Raw genomic sequence first — 17,737 nt, forward strand, 5'->3', positions numbered from 1 at the left:
GAGACGAATGGCGAACATCAAGTCGGTCTACGAAAAGCCTGCCAAGAGCCTCGACCACCTCGGTGACGAGCTCGGCTTCTACGTGAGCGCGGTCGCGTGGTTCCCGCGCACGCTGAGGCGCTACAAGAAGGAGATCCTCCGGATCCTCGCCGAGGTCACCCTCGGCTCCGGTGCGCTGGCCGTCATCGGCGGCACCGTCGGCGTGATCCTGGCGATGACCTTCTTCACCGGGGCCCAGGTGGGCCTCTCGGGCTACACCGCCCTCGACCAGCTCGGCACCAGCGCGTTCTCGGGCTTCGTGTCGGCCTACTTCAACACGCGTGAGATCGCGCCGCTGGTCGCCGGCATCGCGCTCGCCGCGACCGTCGGGTGTGGCTTCACCGCGCAGCTCGGTGCGATGCGGATCTCCGAGGAGGTCGACGCACTCGAGGTCATGGCGGTGCCGTCGCTGCCGTTCCTGGTCACGACCCGGATGATCGGCGGTCTGATCGCGATCGTGCCGCTCTACGTGGTCGGTCTGCTCTCCTCCTACGTCGCCACCCGGTTCACCGTGGTCCTCTTCTACGGCCAGAGCGCCGGCACCTACGACCACTACTTCAACACCTTCCTGCCACCCGTCGACGTGCTGTGGTCCTTCGGCAAGGTGCTGATCTTCGCGGTCGTGGTGATTCTGATCCACTGCTACCACGGCTACCACGCCTCCGGCGGCCCTGCCGGCGTCGGTGTCGCGGTCGGCAAGGCGGTGCGTACGAGCATCGTGGCCGTCAACGTGCTCGACCTGATGCTCTCGATGGCGATCTGGGGCAGCACGACGACAGTGAGGTTGGCGGGATGACTCAGACACTTCCACGCCAGGAGATCCAGCACACCGTGCCCGCTCCGCACAAGCGGAGCGCGATCGCGCTCGCCTGGGGCAGGCAGAAGGGGAAGATCCTCGGGATCGTCTTCCTGGCGCTGCTGGTCGCCGCGCTCGGGCTGACGTGGGCCCAGTTCACCAACAAGTTCGCGGACTACGAGCAGATCACTCTCAAGGCGGACCGCGTAGGTCTGCAGCTCCCGGCGCGCGCCGATGTCAAGGTCCGTGGCCTGATCGTCGGTGAGGTCCTGGAGATGAAGGCGACCGACGAGGGTGCCGAGCTGACCCTGGGACTGTTCCCGGAGGAGGCCGGCAAGGTCCACCCCGACGTGACCGGTGCCATCCTCCCCAAGACGCTGTTCGGGCAGAAGTACGTCTCGCTGATCCCGCCCGACACCGACTTCACCGAACCGATCCAGCCGGGCGCCGTGATCGAGAAGACGAAGATGGCCACCGAGGTCCAAGAGGTGCTGCGTGACCTCTACCCGCTGCTGCGCACGATCCAGCCGGCCGACCTCAACATGACGCTCAACGCGATGGCCACCGCCCTCGAGGGGCGCGGTGAGAAGCTCGGCGAGTCCCTCGACACGCTCGACTCCTACCTGAAGCGGCTCAACCCCGAGATCCCGGCGCTGATCGAGGACCTCGAGCTCGCCACGCAGGTCTCCGGCACCTACCAGGCCGTGCTGCCGGAGCTGGGGCAGATCCTCCGCAACACCATCATCACCGCCACGACCCTCGAGGACCGTGAGGCGCAGCTCAACAAGATGCTGACCGACGTCACCGCGTTCTCCGACACGACCGACGATTTCCTCGAAGACAACGCCGACACGCTGATCCAGGTCGGTGAGGTCAACAAGCCGGTGACCGCGGCGCTGGCCCGCTATGCGCCGATCTTCCCCTGCCTGGTCGGTGCCATGGACACGTTGACCGATGAGTACAACGAGGTGTTCCGCAACTACACGGTCCACATCACGCTGGAGACCATCCCGCACCAGAGTGCTCCCTACTCCACCAAGGACAAGCCGCGCTACGGTGCGGACACCGGAGCTCAGTGCGGCAACCTGCCGAGTCCGCCGTGGACCCAGAAGAACCCCTTCACCGACGTCCCGAACTACGACGACGGCATCGACGAGCCCAACGGAAAGGGCACCATGCGTGCAGCCGCCGGGGCGACCGGTTACTCCGCCCTGTCCTACGTCGGTACGGCCGCAGAAGCCGACGTGATCAACGAGCTCTTCGCGCCGGGCATGGGCATGAGTGCCGACGAGGTCCCCGACCTGGGCGCGCTGCTGCTCGGGCCGGCCGCGCGCGGAGCGGAGGTGTCCTACCGATGAGTGCCCTGAACCTCTTCGACGCGAAGACGCTCCAGGCGTTCTGGAAGCTGGTCGTCTTCGTGGTCGTCACGACGGTGGCCACCGGCCTGCTGGCGATCACCATCGGCAACGTGACCTTCGGTCGGACCGATGAGTACAAGGCCGTCTTCACCGACGTCACCGGCGTGAACAAGGGCGACGACGTACGTATCTCCGGGGTCAAGGTCGGCTCGGTCAAGGGCGTCGAGATCTCCGAGGACGCCCGCAGCGCGGTGGTCACCTTCACCGTCGACAGCGCCCAGCAGCTCGCGACCACGACCGAGGCGACGATCAAGTACCGCAACCTGATCGGCCAGCGCTACCTCGCGCTGACCAACCAGCTGGTGGGAGACGCGTCGGCGATGCAGGAGGGACAGACGATCCCCGTCGGGCAGACCCACCCGGCGCTCGACCTGACGGTGCTCTTCAACGGCTTCAAGCCACTGTTCCAGGCGCTGTCTCCCAACGACGTCAACACGCTGTCCTACGAGATCGTCCAGGTCTTCCAGGGTGAGGGCGGCACGCTGGAGAGCCTGCTCTCCCACACCGCGTCGCTGACCTCGACGCTGGCCGAGAAGGACGAGATCATCAACGCCTTGATCGACAACCTCACCGAGGTGCTCGAGCACGTGGGTGACCGCGAGAAGGAGCTCTCCAGCCTGATCGTGACCTTCCGTGACTTCGTCGGTGGCCTCAACAAGGACCGCGAGGCCATCCTCGGCTCGCTCGACGAGATCTCGGCTCTCTCCGTCGAGACGGCGGATCTCGTGCACGAGGCCAAGGACCCGCTCCTCGCCGACCTGCGCGAGTCGAAGCGCTACACCGACGAGCTCGTCAAGGACAAGAAGAAGCTCGACGATGCACTGCAGATCCAGCCGATCAAGCTCGACAAGATCGGTGCGACCGCGAGCTATGGCGGTTGGTTCAACTTCTACCTGTGCGGTTTCCGCGGCACGATTCGAGACGCTGACGGCAAAGATCTCGACATCCCGCTGTTCGCGCCTGGCCAAGCGAGGTGCAACCTCGGATGATTCCCTTCCGCGAACGCAACCCTGTCAAGATCGGCGCGGTCTCGATCGCTGTCCTCGTCATGCTGTTGGCGATGGCGTTCAAGGCCGACAGCCTGCCGCTGATCGGTGGCGGCACCACCTACTACGCGAACTTCTCGGAGGCCGGTGGCCTGAAGGCAGGCGACGAGGTCCGGGTGGCTGGTGTCCGAGTCGGCAAGGTCGACTCGATCGAGCTCGACGGCAACCAGGTCAAGGTCAGCTTCAAGATCCGCGAAAAGGTCAACTTCGGTGAGAACTCCGGAGCCGGCGTACGCGTGAAGACGCTGCTCGGCGACATGTTCCTCGAGCTGCAGCCCGCCGGTGAGGGTCAGATGAAGGCGGGAGCCACCATCCCGGTGGACCGCACCGAGTCTCCCTACGACGTGGTCCAGGCCTTCGAGGGCCTGGCCGACACCTCCGCCAACATCGACAAGGACCAGCTCGCCGCGGCGCTCACCACGCTCGCCGACCTGACCCGGTCGACGCCGGAGGAGTTCCAGGCCGCCCTCACCGGGGTCTCGGACCTGTCACGCAACCTGGCTGCCAAGGACGAGCGCATCGAGTCGCTGCTGACCCAGCTCGACCGGGTGACCAAGGTGCTCGATGAGCGCGACGGCGACCTGATCACTCTGATGAACCAGTCCAACCAGCTGTTCGCTGCGCTGGTCGAGCGTCGCGAGGCGGTTCACAACCTGCTCGTCTCGACCCAGCAGCTCTCGAAGGAGCTCTCCCAGCTGGTCGACGACAGCCGGGCCGACCTCAAGCCTGCCCTGGAGAGCCTCGACGTGATCCTCGACGTGTTCACGAAGAACGAGGAGAACCTGGAGAAGTCCCTGGAGCTGATGGCGCCGTTCTACCGGATCTTCAACAACACCCTCGGTAACGGTCCCTGGTGGGACACCTACGTCCAGAACATGCCTCCTGTTCCGGCTGTCACGGGAGGGACCCCATGAGCGAGCGTCAGCGAGTGAACCAAAGGGACAACATGGCGCCACGTACGTATTCCGGCGCCTGCGCTACGGAGGTGGCGGCATGAACAAGCTCATCGTCCCGATCATCATCGGCGCGCTCGTCCTCGGCATCGGTGCCTGGGCCCTGGTCCGTGACACCGGCGAGAAGACGCTCGTCGCGCACTTCCCGCGCACGGTGTCGCTCTACGAGGGCAGCGATCTGCGCGTTCTCGGTGTGCCCGTCGGCAAGGTCACCGAGGTGGAGCCGAACGGCTCCGACGTCAAGGTCACGTTGACCTACAAGAACGACGTCGACCTGCCGGCGGATGCGAAGGCCGTGGTCATCTCGCCGTCGATCGTCGGCGACCGCTACGTCCAGGTCACGCCCGCCTATGACGGCGGCAAGAGGCTCGAGGACGGCGCCGTGCTGGGCACCGACAAGACCTCGGTGCCGGTCGAGCTCGACCAGATCTACTCCAGCATCGACGACCTCGTGGTTGCCATCGGTCCCGAGGGCGCCAACAAGAACGGCGCTCTCACCGATCTGCTGCAGCAGACGGCGAAGAACCTCGGTGGCCAGGGCGAGAAGATGAACTCGACCATCGGTGACCTCGGCAAGCTGACCAGGACGCTCGACAGGCGCGACGAGCAGTTCTTCAACTCGGCCGAGCAGCTCGAAGGGTTCATCGGCACGCTCGCCGAGAACGATCAGACCGTACGTGACTTCGCCCAGGCGCTCGCCGAGGTCTCCTCGATGCTCGAGGGGGAGCGTGAGGAACTCGCCGCCTCGATGAAGAACCTCTCGGTCGCGCTCACCAAGGTGACCCAGTTCGTCCGCGAGAACAAGGCGATCCTGCGCGAGGACATCCAGGGCCTCAACCGGGTGGCCAAGGTGATCGTGCGTCAGCGCAAGGCGCTCGACGAGAGCCTGCGGACCGCGCCGCTGGCGCTCAACAACCTGGGTGCCGCCTACAACCCCGAGACCGGCACCCTCGACACCAACGCCAACGTGTCGATGGTGGTCGACGAGATCGTCCAGAACCCGGCAGCGTTCCTGTGCTCCATCGTGGACCAGGCCACCGACGGGAGCGGCGCCGAGATCTGCTCGCAGATCCGGCAGATGCCGGGGCTGAACCGCTCGGCTGCGATCGGTCCCGGCACCGGATCCTCCGTCGGCGTGCCGTACGACATGTCGCTGGGCGGGCTCGTGGAGGTGAGGGAGTAATGCCGAAGCGGATTCCGAGGCAAACGATGACGACCATGAAACGCGCCGTCCAAGCTCTTGTCGGCGTGGTCACCGGTGCTCTGTTGCTGACCGGGTGCGGAACGTTCTCCGTCTACGATCTGCCGCTCCCCGGCGGTGTCGACCCCGGCGACGACGCGATGTCGGTAACGGTGCAGTTCCAAGATGTCCTCGACCTGGTGCCCCAGTCGACGGTCAAGCTCGAGGACATCGACGTCGGCAAGATCAATGAGATCCGCCTCGACGACGGCGTCGCGACCGTGGAGATGCAGCTGAAGAAGGACGTCAACCTGCCGACCAACGTGCGGGCCTCGATCCAGCAGACCTCCCTGCTCGGCGAGAAGTTCGTCTCCTTGGAGCGCCCGGCAGAACCCGCCGCGACGAAGCTTGCCGACGGCGCCACGATTCCGCTGTCCCAGACCGGTCGCAACCCGGAGATCGAAGAGGTCTTCGGTGCGCTCAGCCTGCTGCTCAACGGTGGCGGTGTCGCTCAGCTGAAGACCATCTCGACCGAGCTCAACAAGGCGCTGGCCGGTCGCGAGGACTCCGCCCGCTCCGTGCTCCGTCAGGTGGAGAAGCTGGCGAGGGAGCTCGACAACAACAAGGAGAAGATCGTGGCGGCCATCGAGGCGCTCGATGCGCTGGCGAAGGCCACCAACGAGCAGATGGGGTCCATCGACGCAGCTCTCGACGAGTTGCCATCGGCGTTGAAGAGCATCGACTCGCAGCGCGCCGACCTGGTCAAGATGCTCCAAGCGCTCGAGGACCTCAGCGACACCGGCGTACGTGTCATCGCGGCCTCCAAGGAGAACACGATCGGCATCGTGAAGGACCTTCGCCCGATCCTGAGCAACTTGGCTGATGCGGGTGACAAGTTCGTCCGAGCGTTCAACACGATCCTCACCTACCCGTTCGTCGACGAAGCCGTCGGTGGGTCGCCGCAGGCTGCCCGCAACCTGCACATGGGTGACTTCGTCAATCTCGACGTCACGCTCGATCTCAACCTCGACACCCTGCTCGACAACGCCCCCGATGTCCCCGCCACCGTGTGCTGGGCGAAGGATGAGGTCGTCAGGCACCTCCAGGGTCAGGAAGGTCAGGAGCTGCTCGACGCGCTGAACGGAGCGTTGGACAAGGTCTGCGACGGTCCCTTCGCGAAGTCCCTGTCCGCATGCCAGGAGGTGCTGACCGGGGCGCTCTCGGGAAGCGGCACCACCAGCGAGGTGCGGAGCGCCTGCAACGCACTGCCGTCCGGGTTGGTCAGCACGCTGACCGGCCTCCTCGGGCTCGACCTCGATCTGACCCCGAGCACGAGCGGCGGATCGTCCGGAGGTGACGGTTCGGGCTGTGTCCTGCTCCTCTTCTGTCGAGCCGGCGCGTCCCCCGGCACGCATGCGGTGACGTACGAGGAGCTGAGCAAGGAGCTCGACCCGGGGCTGACCTCGCTGATGATCCCCGCACTGAGCACCTCGGGCAACACTCACCAGGAGGGCGTCTCATGATCACCCGCCGTACGAAGGTCCAGCTCATGGTCTTCCTGCTGATCACCCTCGTCGGAGTCAGCTTCGTCGGCGCGCGCTACGCGCGCCTGGGGTCCCTGTTCATCAAGGACCACTACGCCGTGGTGGCCCACTTCTCGCAGTCCGGTGGCATCTACGAGGACGCCGAGGTCGATTACCGCGGCGTCAAGATCGGCCAGGTCGGCGATCTGGTGCTCAACCGCGATGGTGTCGACGTCACGCTGAAGATCGACAACGAGTGGAAGGACAAGATCCCGGCCGACACCCTCGCCGTGGTCGGCAACCGATCGGCCGTCGGCGAGCAGTACGTCGAGCTGCAGCCGCAGTCCAAGGGCGCGCCCTACCTCGAGGAGGGCTCCGAGATCGCCCGGGCCGCTACAGCCACGCCGCTGCCTACCGAGAAGCTCCTCGAGGACATCACGGTCACGGTGAACTCGGTCGACCGACAAGCGCTCACGACGACCGTCGACGAGCTCGGCAAGGGTTTCGCGGGCACTGGTCGGGACCTGCAGACCATCATCGACACCGGCACCGCGTTCGTGGAGACGGCAGACCAGAACTTCGAGCTGACGACTCGGCTGATCAGGGACAGCAACACGGTTCTGCAGGGGCAGCTCGACAGTTCCTCGGCGATCCGGTCGTTCGCGACCGACCTGGAGCTGTTCACAGGTACTCTCGCCGCGTCCAACAAGGACCTGATCAAGCTGATCGAGAGCGGCTCGGCGGGTGCCACCGAGCTGCGCCTGTTCCTGGAGCAGAACAAGGTCGAGATCAGCGAGCTCCTCAACGAAGTGCTGGTCACGGGCAAGGTCGTGCGGAAGAACCTGCCTGGTGTCAAGCATCTGCTCTCGATCTTCCCGACCGTGGTCGAAGGCAGCTTTGCCGTCGTCGACGTCGGCCACCCGGGCCTGTCGCAGGCGCACTTCGGACTGGCCATCACCACCCAGCCACCGTGCAAGCAAGGCTATGAGGGCACCAAGAAGCGCAGCCCGCTCGACCTGCAGAGCCGTCCGTACGACACCAGCGTCCGCTGCACCGAGCCTCCGACGAAGTCCAACGCACGCGGCTCCAGCCAGGTGCCGCGGGCTGCGGTCGGCGCACCGTCCTCGGTAGCCACCTTCGACCCGGACACCGGCGAGCTCACCTGGGGTGAGCCCCAGAACACCTCGGTGTCCACCGCGGCCCCGGCCTCCTACGGGGACGACGCCTGGAAGTGGCTCTACCTCCAGCCGATGAGGGCCGAGTAGCCGCGACGCCACCCCGCCCCAGCGGGAGCCGACAGGGTTCGGGCGGCGGCCGCGGTGTCAGCGGTCGCCGAGGCGACGTACGGTGATGACGCTTGGAATGGCTCTCCGTCGAGCCGATGACGACACGAGGAAAGTGATCCTTTGAGCACCACGACCGATCCCGGCCCCGACGCGAAGTCGAGCGCCGCGACCGACGAGCGGGGGAGTCTGCTCCGGTGGGGCATCCTGGCCCTGCTGATCGCCGTCATCGTCGCTGCCGTCGGCTATGTCGGCTGGCAGTTGACCCGCGGCGCCGATGACTCGGTGGTGAGCCAGCGCGAGCAGGTGATGGCGGCCGCCGACAAGTTCGTCGGGCGGGTCAACACCTACAGTCCCGAAGACATCGGCAGCGACAAGAAGACGATGCCGGACTACCGCAAGGAGGTCGGCGCGCTGCTGACCCCGAAGTTCGAGAAGAGCTTCCTGGGCAACGTGGCTTTCGCCGAGGCCACCGTCGTCCAGCAGGGCGTCGGTCGCACCAGCGACGTCCACAGCACGGCGGTCGCCGGTCTCGACGAGGACAGCGCGACCGTGCTGGTCGTCGCCGAGCTCGCGATCAGCTACCCGAAGTCCGAGGGCTCCGAGGAGCGCCTCGAGGCGGCCCGCCAGCTCGCGCGGACGGAGGTGGAGCTCGTGAAGCAGAACGGGAAGTGGCTGGTCGACGACTGGTACCCCGCCGAGGAGGCTCCTGCTTCGGAAAGCAGCGAAGGGGTGACACCATGAGTTCCACGATGACTTCTCCGACCTGGTACGACCTGCTCGACGTCGAGCCCGATGCCGCCACCGACGACATCCGGGCGGCGTGGAAGTCGGCGATCGCCGACCTGGACCCGACCGACCGTCGCTTCCGCACCCTCAACGAGGCCGCCGCCGTGCTGCTGGACGCTGACAAGCGGGCTGCGTACGACGCCGAGCTCGCCGCGCTCGAGGAGGCCGCAGCCGAGCAGGAGGGCGACGAGGACGACGACCACGAGGCCGTCGAGGAGACCGCTGCCGTCGTCGGCACGGAGGCCGAGGGCGCGCCGGACGCTCCGGAGGACGACGTTGAGGCCGTCGAGGAGGCCGAGGAGTCCGGCGGTCGTACGCTCCCGATGCTCCCGACATGGGGCCTGATCGCCGCCGGTGCCCTCGCGCTGGCCGCGGTCGTCGCTGCCGGTGTGGTCTTCTTCGGGCAGGAGAAGGTTGAGACCGTCTCCAACAACAACGTCACGACCAGCACGGTCGAGGGCGCGGTGGGCAAGCAGATCACCCGCAACCACAAGCTCCTCGTCGAGGAGCAGGGCGCGGATGCCCTCGAGGCGGCCAAGAAGGCCGTGGTTCCGCTGCTGTCCTACGACTACAGCAAGATGGACGAGTCGAAGAGCAAGGCTCACGACGTGATGACGAAGGACTACCGCGAGGACTACGACCGCCTCTTCGCGGTGCTCGTCGACAACGTCCCCGAGACGAAGACCGTGGTGAAGACGCTCGCCCCGGTCGACGCCGGCGTCATCCGGGTCTCCGAGGACACCGTGCAGATCCTGGTGCTGGTCGACCGTCAGGTGACCAACGCCCAGCGGAGCACTCCGATCGGCTACCAGGAGTACGCGATGCTCACCATGGCCAAGGTCGGTGACGACTGGCTCGTGGACAAGGTCGAGACGAAGCCCAGCCAGGACTAGGCCCACAGGGTCGATTTCTACCTGTCAAGTGATCGGATCAACCTTCCCGGAGGACGGACCGATTGGCGCGGATGCTTGACCCGGAGTGCCGAAGAGGCGCATGATCATCCGCGATGCTCGACAAGGCAACGAACCACAACGCCGACCCTCGGGCGCCGAAGGTGTGAATGAAGGAACGCCGGACTTCGAAATCGGGCCCGGTGTTGTGAAGTGCGCTTTTGTGCCGTACTATGGCGCTTTGCGCATGCCTTCATATGCCCCTCAGCCTGCCCGGTGGCTGTTCGGTGGTCGGCAGCGCGAATCCACCTGCGAACCTTGTCGAAGGATTCCTCTTGGCCGCGCGCACCTCGTCGGGTGACTCCACCCCTCGCCGCATCTCTTTCGCAAAGATCTCAGAGCCTCTCGAGCTCCCTCAGCTCCTCGCCCTCCAGACCGAAAGCTTTGACTGGCTGATCGGCAACGAGCGCTGGCAGGAGCAGGTTGCCGCCCGCGAAGCCGCGGGTGAGGACGTGTCTCACAAGTCCGGTCTACAGGAGATCTTCGAAGAGATCTCCCCGATCGAGGACTTCTCGGAGACGATGTCCCTCTCCTTCGAGAGCCCTGTCTTCTACGACCCCAAGTACACCGTCGAGGAGTGCAAGGAGAAGGACTTCACCTACTCCGCGCCGCTCTACGTCTCGGCGGAGTTCACCAACAACGACACTGGTGAGATCAAGGGCCAGACGGTCTTCATGGGTGACTTCCCGCTCATGACCGACCAGGGCACCTTCGTCATCAACGGCACCGAGCGTGTGGTCGTCTCCCAGCTCGTCCGGTCCCCGGGCGTCTACTTCGAGCGCACCGCCGACAAGACGTCCGACAAGGACATCTACACCGCCAAGCTGATCCCGAGCCGCGGTGCCTGGCTCGAGTTCGAGATCGACAAGCGCGACCTGGTCGGCGTTCGACTCGACCGCAAGCGCAAGCAGAACGTCACCGTTCTGCTCAAGGCCCTCGGCTGGACCAACGAGCAGATCCGCGAGGAGTTCGGCGAGTACGAGTCGATGATGCTGACCCTGGAGAAGGACAGCACCACCGCCCAGGACGACGCGCTGCTCGACATCTACCGCAAGCTGCGCCCGGGCGAGCCGCCGACGCGTGAGGCCGCGCAGACGCTGCTGAACAACTACTACTTCAACCCGAAGCGCTACGACACCGCCAAGGTCGGCCGCTACAAGGTCAACAAGAAGCTCGGTCTGACCGAGGCCTTCGACCAGCAGACCCTGACCGTCGACGACATCGTCGCGACGATCAAGTACGTGGTGGCGCTGCACGACGGGCGTACGCAGCTCGAGACCCCGCAGGGCACGATCGACATCGCCGCCGACGACATCGACCACTTCGGCAACCGCCGGATGCGGACGGTCGGCGAGCTGATCCAGAACCAGCTGCGTACGGGCCTGGCTCGTATGGAGCGCGTCGTGCGCGAGCGGATGACGACCCAGGACGTCGAGGCGATCACCCCGCAGTCGCTGATCAACATCCGTCCCGTGGTCGCTGCGCTGAAGGAGTTCTTCGGCACCTCGCAGCTGTCGCAGTTCATGGACCAGAACAACCCGCTCGCGGGCCTGACGCACAAGCGTCGTCTGTCGGCCCTCGGCCCGGGTGGTCTCTCCCGTGACCGCGCCGGCATGGAGGTCCGAGACGTCCACCCGTCGCACTACGGCCGGATGTGCCCGATCGAGACCCCTGAAGGTCCCAACATCGGTCTGATCGGCTCGCTGGCCTCCTTCGGCCGGATCAACCCGTTCGGTTTCGTCGAGACGCCCTACCGCAAGGTCGAGAACGGCGTCGTCACCGACAAGATCGACTACCTGACCGCCGACGACGAGGACAGGTACGTCATCGCGCAGGCCAACGCGGCCGTCGACGAGAACATGCGGTTCGCCACCGAGCGCGTCCTGGTCCGCCAGCGCGACGGTGAGGTCTCCGAGCTCCTGGCCGACGAGGTCGACTACATCGACGTCTCGCCGCGCCAGATGGTGTCGGTCGCGACCGCGCTGATCCCGTTCCTCGAGCACGACGACGCCAACCGTGCGCTCATGGGCGCCAACATGCAGCGTCAGGCCGTTCCGCTGGTCCGCAGCGACTCGCCGCTGGTCGGCACCGGCATCGAGTACCGGGCCGCGGTCGACGCCGGTGACGTGCTCGTCGCGAAGAAGGCCGGTGTCGTCAAGGAGGTCTCCGCCGACGTCATCGAGACCCTCAACGACGACGGCACCTACACCACCTACAAGCTCGCGAAGTTCGAGCGCTCCAACCAGGGCAACTGCGTCAACCAGCAGCCACTGGTCGACGAGGGCGCCCGGGTCGAGGTCGGCTCCCCGCTGGCCGACGGTCCGGCGACCCAGGGTGCCGAGATGGCGCTGGGTGCCAACCTGCTGGTCGCCTTCCAGTCGTGGCAGGGCCACAACTACGAGGACGCGATCATCCTCTCCCAGCGTCTGGTGCAGCAGGACTACCTCACCTCGATCCACATCGAGGAGCACGAGGTCGACGCCCGCGACACCAAGCTGGGTCCGGAGGAGATCACCCGGGACATCCCGAACGTCTCCGAGGAGATGCTGGCCGACCTCGACGAGCGCGGCATCATCCGCATCGGCGCCGAGGTCACCACCGGCGACATCCTGGTCGGCAAGGTCACCCCGAAGGGCGAGACCGAGCTCACCCCGGAGGAGCGTCTGCTCCGCGCGATCTTCGGTGAGAAGGCGCGCGAGGTCCGCGACACCTCGATGAAGGTTCCGCACGGCGAGGAGGGCACCGTCATCGGTGTCCGGGTCTTCGACCGTGAGGAGGGCGACGAGCTGCCCCCGGGCGTGAACCAGCTGGTTCGGGTCTACGTGGCGCAGAAGCGCAAGATCTCCGTGGGTGACAAGCTCGCCGGCCGTCACGGCAACAAGGGTGTCATCGCGAAGATCCTGCCGGTCGAGGACATGCCGTTCATGGAGGACGGCACCCCGGTCGACGTCCTGCTCAACCCGCTCGGTGTTCCGCGTCGTATGAACATCGGACAGGTCCTGGAGCTCCACCTCGGCTGGCTCGCCAAGCAGGGTTGGGACCTCAACCTCTCCGACGACCCCGAGGACAGCGCCTGGAAGCAGCGCCTGATCAAGATCCACGCCGACAAGGCCGAGCCGGGCACCAAGGTGGCCACGCCGGTCTTCGACGGTGCGCGTGAGGACGAGATCACCGGTCTGCTCAGCGCGACCCTCCCGAACCGGGACGGTCGGCGTGTGGTCGGCACCGACGGCAAGGCCCGCCTCTTCGACGGCCGCTCCGGCGAGCCGTTCCCGGAGCCGGTGGCCGTGGGCTACATGTACATCCTGAAGCTGCACCACCTGGTCGACGACAAGATCCACGCGCGTTCGACCGGTCCGTACTCGATGATCACCCAGCAGCCGCTCGGCGGTAAGGCCCAGTTCGGTGGCCAGCGCTTCGGTGAGATGGAGGTCTGGGCGATGGAGGCGTACGGCGCCGCCTACGCCCTGCAGGAGCTCCTGACCATCAAGTCGGACGACGTGCCTGGCCGCGTGAAGGTGTACGAGGCGATCGTCAAGGGCGAGAACATCCCCGACTCGGGTATCCCGGAGTCGTTCAAGGTTCTCGTCAAGGAGATGCAGTCGCTGTGCCTGAACGTCGAGGTTCTGAGCCAGGACGGTTCGGCGATCGAGCTCCGTGACGCGGAGGAGGACGTCTTCCGCGCCGCCGAGGAGCTCGGCATCGACCTGTCCCGCCGCGAGCCCTCTTCCGTAGAGGAAGTCTGACGAGCGGGAGGTGCGCCTGCGGGCGCACCTCCCTCCCTCAGTCCCCTTTAACTTTCCAAGAACTAACGAAGGAACTGGAAGCCACCGTGCTCGACGTCAACTTCTTCGATCAGCTCAAGATCGGCCTGGCCACCGCGGACGAGATCCGCGCGTGGAGCCACGGCGAGGTCAAGAAGCCTGAGACCATCAACTACCGCACGCTCAAGCCCGAGCGTGACGGCCTCTTCTGCGAGAAGATCTTCGGTCCCACCCGGGACTGGGAGTGCTACTGCGGCAAGTACAAGCGCGTGCGCTTCAAGGGCATCATCTGTGAGCGCTGTGGCGTCGAGGTCACCCGCTCCAAGGTACGCCGCGAGCGCATGGGCCACATCGAGCTCGCCGCTCCGGTGACCCACATCTGGTACTTCAAGGGCGTTCCGTCGCGGCTGGGCTACCTGCTCGACCTCGCCCCGAAGGACCTGGAGAAGGTCATCTACTTCGCTGCGTACATGATCACCTCGGTCGACGAGGACGCGCGTCACCGCGACCTGTCCTCGCTCGAGGCCAAGGTCGACCAGCAGCGCAAGATGCTGACCGGCCGGCTCGACGTGGCGATCAACGACCGCGCCAAGAAGCTCGAGACCGACCTGGCCGCGCTCGAGGCCGAGGGCGCCAAGTCCGACGCCAAGCGCAAGGTCAAGGACGGCGCCGAGCGCGAGATGAAGCAGCTGCGCGACCGCACCGAGCGTGAGGTCAACCGTCTCGACGAGGTGTGGGACACCTTCAAGAACCTGAAGGTCCAGGACCTCATGGGCGACGAGCTGCTCTACCGCGAGATGAAGACCTGGTTCGGCAAGTACTTCGAGGGCCACATGGGCGCCACGGCGATCCAGAAGCGCCTCGAGAACTTCGACATCGACGCCGAGGTCGAGAACCTGCGCGAGACCATCGCCACCGGCAAGGGTCAGCGCAAGGTCCGTGCGCTCAAGCGCCTCAAGGTCGTCGACGCCTTCCGCAAGACCGGCAACCAGCCGACCGGCATGGTGCTCGACGCCGTCCCGGTCATCCCGCCGGACCTGCGCCCGATGGTGCAGCTCGACGGTGGCCGCTTCGCGACCTCCGACCTCAACGACCTCTACCGTCGTGTGATCAACCGCAACAACCGCCTCAAGCGTCTCCTCGACCTCGGTGCCCCCGAGATCATCGTGAACAACGAGAAGCGGATGCTGCAGGAGGCCGTCGACTCGCTGTTCGACAACGGCCGTCGTGGCCGTCCGGTCACCGGGCCGGGCAACCGTCCGCTGAAGTCGCTCTCCGACATGCTCAAGGGCAAGCAGGGTCGCTTCCGTCAGAACCTGCTCGGTAAGCGCGTCGACTACTCCGGTCGTTCGGTCATCGTGTCGGGTCCGCAGCTGAAGCTGCACCAGTGCGGTCTGCCGAAGCAGATGGCCCTGGAGCTGTTCAAGCCGTTCGTGATGAAGCGCCTGGTGGACCTGAGCCACGCTCAGAACATCAAGTCGGCCAAGCGGATGGTCGAGCGTGCCCGTCCGGTCGTGTGGGACGTCCTCGAAGAGGTCATCACCGAGCACCCGGTTCTGCTGAACCGTGCGCCGACCCTGCACCGCCTCGGCATCCAGGCCTTCGAGCCGCAGCTGATCGAGGGTAAGGCCATCCAGCTGCACCCGCTCGTCTGCACCGCGTTCAACGCGGACTTCGACGGTGACCAGATGGCTGTCCACCTGCCGCTGTCGGCGGAGGCGCAGGCCGAGGCTCGCATCCTGATGCTCTCGACCAACAACATCCTCAAGCCGTCCGACGGTCGTCCGGTCACCATGCCGACCCAGGACATGATCATCGGTCTCTACTTCCTCACCTCCGACCGCGACGGTGAGGTCGGCGAGGGTCGTGCGTTCTCGTCCCCGGCCGAGGCGATCATGGCCTTCGACCACCTCGAGATCACGCTGCAGTCGAAGATCAAGATCCGTCTCGACGACATCGTCCCGCCGACCGGCTACGACGTGCCGGAGGGCTGGACCCTGGGCGAGCCGCTCGTGGTCGAGACCACGCTGGGCCGGGTGATCTTCAACGACACCCTCCCCGCCGACTACCCCTTCGTGAACTACGAGGTCGGTAAGAAGCAGCTCGGCGCGATCATCAACGACCTGGCCGAGCGCTACACCAAGGTCGAGGTCGCGGCGTCGCTGGACGCGCTCAAGGACAACGGCTTCCACTGGGCCACTCGTTCGGGTGTCACGGTCTCCATCGACGACGTCACCACGCCGCCGAACAAGGCCGAGATCCTGGAGGCGTTCGAGAAGCAGGCTGCCAAGGTGCAGAAGCAGTTCGAGCGTGGTCTGGTCACCGACGAGGAGCGCCGTCAGGAGCTCGTCGAGATCTGGACCGAGGCCGCCAAGGTCGTCGGTGCTGCGATGGAGCAGGCGTTCGACCGCAAGAACCCGATCTTCATGCAGGTCACCTCGGGTGCGTCGGGTAACTTCAACCAGATCCGCCAGGTCGGCGCCATGCGAGGCCTGGTGGCCAACCCGAAGGGCGAGATCATCCCGCGGCCGATCAAGTCGAACTTCCGCGAGGGTCTCTCCGTCCTGGAGTACTTCATCTCCACCCACGGTGCTCGTAAGGGTCTGGCCGACACCGCGCTGCGTACCGCCGACTCGGGTTACCTGACCCGTCGTCTGGTGGACGTCTCGCAGGACGTCATCATCCGTGAGGACGACTGTGGCACCGAGCGCGGTCTGCCGAAGGTCATCGGCGTCGACCAGGGCGGCGTCGTCGTCAAGGACGACAACGCCGAGACCGCTGCGTACGCTCGCACGGCTGCCGTCGACATCGAGCACCCGGAGACCGGCGAGGTTCTCGCGGTCGCCGGTGAGGACCTGGGCGACGTCAAGATCGAGGAGCTGGTTCGCGCCGGCATCATCGAGGTCAAGGTCCGGTCGGTCCTCACCTGTGAGGCCCGCACCGGTACGTGTGCCAAGTGCTACGGCCGCTCGCTGGCCACCGGCAAGCTCGTCGACATCGGTGAGGCGGTCGGCATCATCGCCGCCCAGTCCATCGGTGAGCCGGGCACCCAGCTGACCATGCGTACGTTCCACACCGGTGGTGTGGCCTCGGCCGACGACATCACGCAGGGTCTGCCGCGTGTCGTCGAGCTCTTCGAGGCGCGTACGCCGAAGGGTGTCACGCCGATCTCCGAGGTCGCCGGTCGCGTCGAGATCGAGGAGACCGACAAGGCCCGCAAGGTCCTGGTCACCCCGGACGACGGTTCGGACGTCAAGGAGTACGTCGTCTCCCGTCGCTCGCGTCTGCGGGTCGCCGACGGCGACCACATCGGTGTCGGCCAGCCGCTGACCATCGGTACGCCGGACCCCAAGGAGGTCCTCCGTATCCTCGGTGTCCGCAAGACGCAGCAGCACCTCGTCGACGAGGTCCAGGCCGTTTACCGGTCGCAGGGTGTGTCCATCCACGACAAGCACATCGAGATCATCGTGCGGCAGATGCTGCGCCGGATCACGGTGCTCGAGTCCGGTGACACCAACCTGCTGCCGTCCGACCTGGCCGACCGCATCGACTTCGAGTCGGAGAACCGGCGCGTGGTCTCCGAGGGCGGCAAGCCGGCCTCGGGTCGTCCGGAGCTGATGGGTATCACCAAGGCCTCGCTGGCCACGGAGTCCTGGCTGTCGGCGGCCTCCTTCCAGGAGACCACCCGCGTCCTCACCGACGCGGCCATCAACGGCCGCTCCGACTCGCTGCGCGGTCTGAAGGAGAACGTCATCATCGGTAAGCTCATCCCGGCCGGCACCGGCCTGGAGCGCTACCGCAACATCAAGGTCGAGCCGACCGATGAGGCTCGTGCCGCGGCGTACTCCGTGACCGGTTACGACAACTACGACTACGAGTTCGGCAACACCGGCGGCCAGGCCGTCGCGCTGGACGACTTCGACTTCGGTTCCTACCAGTCCTGAGGGCGAAGCCCGCAGGACTGGTTAAGGGAACCAGATCGAGCAAGACAAGGCC

At 65.9% G+C, this 17,737-nt stretch carries 11 protein-coding genes; all 11 read left to right on the forward strand.

Features of this window, described 5'->3' with window-relative positions; translation table 11 throughout:
- The first annotated feature begins 7 nt into the window (after positions 1–7).
- The 11 genes from ACFVDI_RS21855 (at position 8) to ACFVDI_RS21905 (ending at position 17,685) form a co-directional block, all read left to right on the forward strand.
- The gene (locus ACFVDI_RS21855; RefSeq protein WP_378910117.1) at positions 8–835 is read left to right on the forward strand and encodes an MlaE family ABC transporter permease; all 828 of its coding nucleotides are present in this window, start codon (positions 8–10) and stop codon (positions 833–835) included.
- Positions 832–2,193, forward strand: coding sequence for an MCE family protein (locus tag ACFVDI_RS21860; RefSeq protein WP_378910120.1), 1,362 nt, complete (start codon positions 832–834; stop codon positions 2,191–2,193). Before ACFVDI_RS21855 ends, ACFVDI_RS21860 begins: the two co-directional genes overlap by 4 nt.
- Complete coding sequence (locus ACFVDI_RS21865; RefSeq protein WP_378910122.1) at positions 2,190–3,242, forward strand: MCE family protein; 1,053 nt, start codon at positions 2,190–2,192, stop codon at positions 3,240–3,242. The genes ACFVDI_RS21860 and ACFVDI_RS21865 overlap by 4 nt, the downstream gene beginning before the upstream one ends.
- Positions 3,239–4,213, forward strand: coding sequence for an MCE family protein (locus ACFVDI_RS21870; RefSeq protein ID WP_378910124.1), 975 nt, complete (start codon positions 3,239–3,241; stop codon positions 4,211–4,213). The genes ACFVDI_RS21865 and ACFVDI_RS21870 overlap by 4 nt, the downstream gene beginning before the upstream one ends.
- A 79-nt stretch (positions 4,214–4,292) precedes the next feature.
- Positions 4,293–5,435 carry an MCE family protein gene (locus ACFVDI_RS21875; protein WP_378910126.1) on the forward strand — a complete coding sequence of 381 codons (1,143 nt, stop codon included), beginning with the start codon at positions 4,293–4,295 and terminating at the stop codon, positions 5,433–5,435.
- Positions 5,436–5,470: 35 nt separating this feature from the next.
- Positions 5,471–6,955, forward strand: coding sequence for an MCE family protein (locus tag ACFVDI_RS21880; protein ID WP_378910129.1), 1,485 nt, complete (start codon positions 5,471–5,473; stop codon positions 6,953–6,955).
- Complete coding sequence (locus ACFVDI_RS21885) at positions 6,952–8,220, forward strand: MCE family protein (protein WP_378910131.1); 1,269 nt, start codon at positions 6,952–6,954, stop codon at positions 8,218–8,220. The genes ACFVDI_RS21880 and ACFVDI_RS21885 overlap by 4 nt, the downstream gene beginning before the upstream one ends.
- Positions 8,221–8,361: 141 nt before the next feature.
- Positions 8,362–8,982 (forward strand): hypothetical protein, encoded by a 621-nt coding sequence (locus ACFVDI_RS21890; RefSeq protein WP_378910133.1) that lies wholly within the window; start codon positions 8,362–8,364, stop codon positions 8,980–8,982.
- Positions 8,979–9,920: a J domain-containing protein gene (locus tag ACFVDI_RS21895; protein ID WP_378910135.1), complete on the forward strand. Its 942-nt coding sequence runs from the start codon at positions 8,979–8,981 to the stop codon at positions 9,918–9,920. Before ACFVDI_RS21890 ends, ACFVDI_RS21895 begins: the two co-directional genes overlap by 4 nt.
- 332 nt (positions 9,921–10,252) lie before the next feature.
- Positions 10,253–13,723 (forward strand): DNA-directed RNA polymerase subunit beta, encoded by a 3,471-nt coding sequence (gene rpoB / locus ACFVDI_RS21900; RefSeq protein ID WP_378910137.1) that lies wholly within the window; start codon positions 10,253–10,255, stop codon positions 13,721–13,723.
- An 86-nt stretch (positions 13,724–13,809) separates the two neighbouring features.
- Complete coding sequence (locus ACFVDI_RS21905; protein WP_378910140.1) at positions 13,810–17,685, forward strand: DNA-directed RNA polymerase subunit beta'; 3,876 nt, start codon at positions 13,810–13,812, stop codon at positions 17,683–17,685.
- Positions 17,686–17,737 lie beyond the last annotated feature (52 nt).

The organism is Nocardioides sp. NPDC057767 (assembly GCF_042798275.1).
Classification (GTDB): Bacteria; Actinomycetota; Actinomycetes; order Propionibacteriales; family Nocardioidaceae; genus Nocardioides.